The 1,860-nt window shown below is 59.9% G+C and carries 1 protein-coding gene and 1 pseudogene; both read left to right on the forward strand.

Features of this window, described 5'->3' with window-relative positions; all coding sequences use genetic code 11:
* The first annotated feature begins 75 nt into the window (after positions 1–75).
* A complete protein-coding gene (locus AB4Y34_RS41510; protein WP_368719267.1) occupies positions 76–1,047 on the forward strand; it encodes a hydroxymethylglutaryl-CoA lyase in 972 nt (323 codons plus the stop codon).
* Positions 1,044–1,736 (forward strand): annotated as a pseudogene (locus AB4Y34_RS41515) (CaiB/BaiF CoA transferase family protein); the annotation flags it as partial. The gene AB4Y34_RS41510 and the pseudogene AB4Y34_RS41515, both read left to right, overlap by 4 nt.
* Positions 1,737–1,860 lie beyond the last annotated feature (124 nt).

Here is a 1,860-nt window from a genome sequence, read left to right on the forward strand (position 1 = left end):
ATGTCATGCGCAACGCCAATCCAGCCATCCGGTCCGCTCGGTCACGTTCCCGAAATAACCGGTCACGTTGCCGAAATCGCCGGTCACGATCCCGAAACGGCCGGTCACGTTCATCCGAAATACGCAGTTAAAGCGGTGATCCCCACTGCAGCGAAGCTACGATGGATCTCCGCGCTCGCCGCTGCGGGTCTTAGGGAAATTGAAGTGGGTTCATTCGTGCCGACGAAGCTGCTGCCGCAGATGGCTGACATTCGCGTAGTCGTCGCGCATGGGCTGTCTATTCCGGATTTGCGCGTCGCGGTTCTCGCGCCGAACCTGCGTGGTAGTCAGCGCGGTTTCGAAGCTGGCGTGCACAAGGTCACGCTTCCCGTTTCAGTGACCATAGAACACTCGCTGGCCAATATGCAGAAAACCAATGAGCAGATGATCGAAGAAGTGCGCAATATCGTCGCGCTTCGCAACGAACGGTTTCCAAGCGTAGAGATAGAGGCCGGCATTTCGGTTGCCTTCGGCTGCACGATCGCCGGCACTGTGACCGATGACCAGACGATGCGCATGCGTTTGGCAATGGCCGAGTGTGGTGTTGATGAAATCGGCCTGTCCGATACGAGCGGCTACGCGAATCCGACCCAGGTTCGCCGGCTGTTTCGCCGGCTCCAAACGGAACTTGGCTCAAAGGCTGGCGGTGCACACTTCCATAACACGCGCGGACAGGGACTTGCCAACGTCGTCGCAGCGCTTGAAGTCGGCGTGACGACGATCGACTCCAGCCAGGCGGGTCTCGGCGGCTGCCCCTATGCGCCGGGCGCAACCGGCAACATCGTGACTGAGGACTTGGTCTTCCTGCTGGAAGCCATGGGCTATGACACGGGCGTGGACATCGACAGGCTGATCGCCGCGCGTGCCATTCTCGCCGACGCGTTGCCTCACGAAACGTTATACGGACACTTGCAGGACGCGGGGCTCCCCAAAGGATTCGCATACGCAGACGGCCACGCATCCAGTGCGCCGCAACCGGAAGACTACCGGATCAGACTAGCGCAATGAGCAAAGTGCGAGCCAACCAAGATTTGCCGTATAGCGGCGTACGCGTCGTCGAAATGACGCACATGGTGATGGGGCCCACATGCGGCATGGTGCTGGCGGACCTCGGCGCGGAGGTGATAAAGGTCGAACCCATTTCCGGCGACAGCACGCGCGCTTTGCGCGGGTCCGGGGCGGGCTTCTTCAGCACGTTCAACCGCAACAAGAAGAGCATCGCTGTCGACGTAAAAGATCCCCGCGGCGTGGAAATCATCTACAAGCTGCTTGCAGGGGCGGACATTTTCAGCGAGAACTTCAAGAGCGGCACGATGGACAAACTTCGCCTCGGTTATGCCGCACTGTCCAGGATCAATCCGCGTCTCATCTACGTGTCGCATAAAGGGTTTCTGCCCTGCCCATACGACCATCGCACCGCGCTGGATGAGGTCGTGCAGATGATGGGCGGCCTCGCTTACATGACGGGGCCGGAAGGCAGGCCACTTCGCGCGGGCACGAGTGTCAACGACATCATGGGAGGCATGTTCGGCGCGATCGGTGCGATGGCGGCCCTCGCACAACGCGAACGCACCGGCCGTGGTCAGGAAGTGCAAAGCGCGCTGTTCGAGAACAATGTGTTCCTCGTAGCACAGCACATGATGCAGTACACGGTGACTGGTACTGCCGCGGCGCCGATGCCGAGCCGCATTTCAGCCTAGCAGGCTGTTGAATTTGGGTCCCGTGTAAACGGGGTTTGAGGGACGGGCGTTATGGATATCGTGTTCATGATCTTTGGCAGCGGATGCGATGCGCGGAATGGATGAGATGCAGGAACCCCTG

It is taken from the genome of Paraburkholderia sp. BR10954, assembly GCF_040965775.1.
In the GTDB taxonomy this organism is placed as follows: Bacteria; Pseudomonadota; Gammaproteobacteria; order Burkholderiales; family Burkholderiaceae; genus Paraburkholderia; species Paraburkholderia youngii.